The sequence below is a fragment of the Devosia sp. genome (genome assembly GCF_017307565.1).
Lineage (GTDB): Bacteria > Pseudomonadota > Alphaproteobacteria > Rhizobiales > Devosiaceae > Devosia.
Map to the genome: position 1 here is coordinate 1 of NZ_JAFKHD010000365.1, position 1,427 is coordinate 1,427.

General features: G+C 61.8%; 3 protein-coding genes. All 3 read right to left on the reverse strand.

Annotated elements, in window-relative coordinates; translation table 11 throughout:
* Positions 1–25: 25 nt before the first annotated feature.
* On the reverse strand, positions 26–499 hold the full coding sequence (locus J0I64_RS15310) for a GFA family protein (protein ID WP_291409776.1): 474 nt from the start codon (positions 497–499) through the stop codon (positions 26–28).
* Positions 486–869 carry a VOC family protein gene (locus J0I64_RS15315; RefSeq protein WP_291409779.1) on the reverse strand — a complete coding sequence of 128 codons (384 nt, stop codon included), beginning with the start codon at positions 867–869 and terminating at the stop codon, positions 486–488. Before J0I64_RS15315 ends, J0I64_RS15310 begins: the two co-directional genes overlap by 14 nt.
* Positions 870–941: 72 nt before the next feature.
* A partial coding sequence (locus J0I64_RS15320; RefSeq protein WP_291409781.1) for a DUF559 domain-containing protein occupies positions 942–1,427 on the reverse strand: 486 nt, incomplete at its 5' end.

Genomic DNA, 1,427 nt, shown 5'->3' on the forward strand with positions numbered 1-1,427 from the left:
CTGACATCCATCCTGTAGCGGTCCATCAGCTCTTGTCCCTTGGCGGCCAGGCTTCCGTATCGTGGTCTGGATGCTGGTTGGAATGGATACCGGCCATGAAGTCACGCCACTCGTCGCTGACTTCGCTGCGCATGGGCAGGCTCGTCAGGGTATCGAAGAAGGGGAGCTTGTCCCTGGGGTTTACCTGAACTTCTGGGGCGGCGACGGTGGGATCGTCGAAGGCGCCGATGGCCAGTTCGAGGCCGAAACGGGTTTCATAGGCGAGCGGAGTGCCGCAATCGCCGCAAAAGGCGCGCCGGGCCGCGTCCGAACTCTGGAACCATTTGGGCTCGCCGCGGGTCCAGGTGGCGTTATGCGCGGTGACGAGCGGACCGAAAAAGCCGCCGAATGCCTTCTGGCACATGCGGCAATGGCAGATGGATGGACGGCCGAGACGTGTGACGCGGAAACGAACCGCGCCACACTGACAGCCTCCGGTATGGGCCTCACTCGGGGGCATGACAGACCACTTCGATGTTATTGCCGTCGGGATCGAGCACGAAGGCAGCGTAGTAGTTTTCGCTATAGTGCGGGCGGAGGCCAGGGCCGCCATTGTCACGGCCGCCGGCAGCCATGGCGGCGGAATAGAAAGCGTCGATCGCGGCGCGATTGTCCGAGCCGAAGGCGTAGTGGCGGCCGGGACCAGTGTCCTTGGCTTCGGTCAGCCAGAAATCAGGATGGCCCTTGCCATAACCGGCAACCTTGACGCCGCCGGTATATTCTTCCGGCACCTGCATCAGGAGGCTGATGCCCAGAGGGGCAAAGGCAGCATCGTAGAAGGTTTTGGCCTTGTTCCAGTCTGCGACGAGAATTCCGACGTGATCAAGCATGGTGTGCACTCCTTGGTTGGAGTGGCCATGGAGATGGGGTGCGGCTGTCAGGGCGTGTCAGGAGGGATGCGGTCATTGGGGTTTCTCGTGGAGAGTGGCCCAGATGGTTTCACTGACGTCGTCGGGACGGGCGAGGATATCGTTGTTCCAGAGTCGGAGGAGGTGGAACCCACGACGACGCAATTCAGCATCGCGTTTTGCGTCATGTAGGTTTTCAGCGTGCTGGCTGCCATCGGCCTCGATGATCACGCGCGCGGAATAGCAAACGAAGTCCGCAATGTAGGGCCCTATAGGCACTTGCAGTCTGAACTTGAAGGCAGCAAAACGGCGGTTTCGGAGCAGCAACCACAGTTTGAGTTCGGCTTCGGTGGGCTCGCGACGCATCGAGCGCGCGTAACCCAGTAGCTTGCGGCCAATCGCAGAAGAGGCCCCCTCATCCGCCCTTCGGGCACCTTCTCCCACAAGGGGAGAAGGGGGGCTGGTGGGTGGGCAAGACGGCCCGGCAAGCACCGGCCCATCCTTCTCCCCTTGTGGGAGAAGGTGGCACGCAGTGCCGGA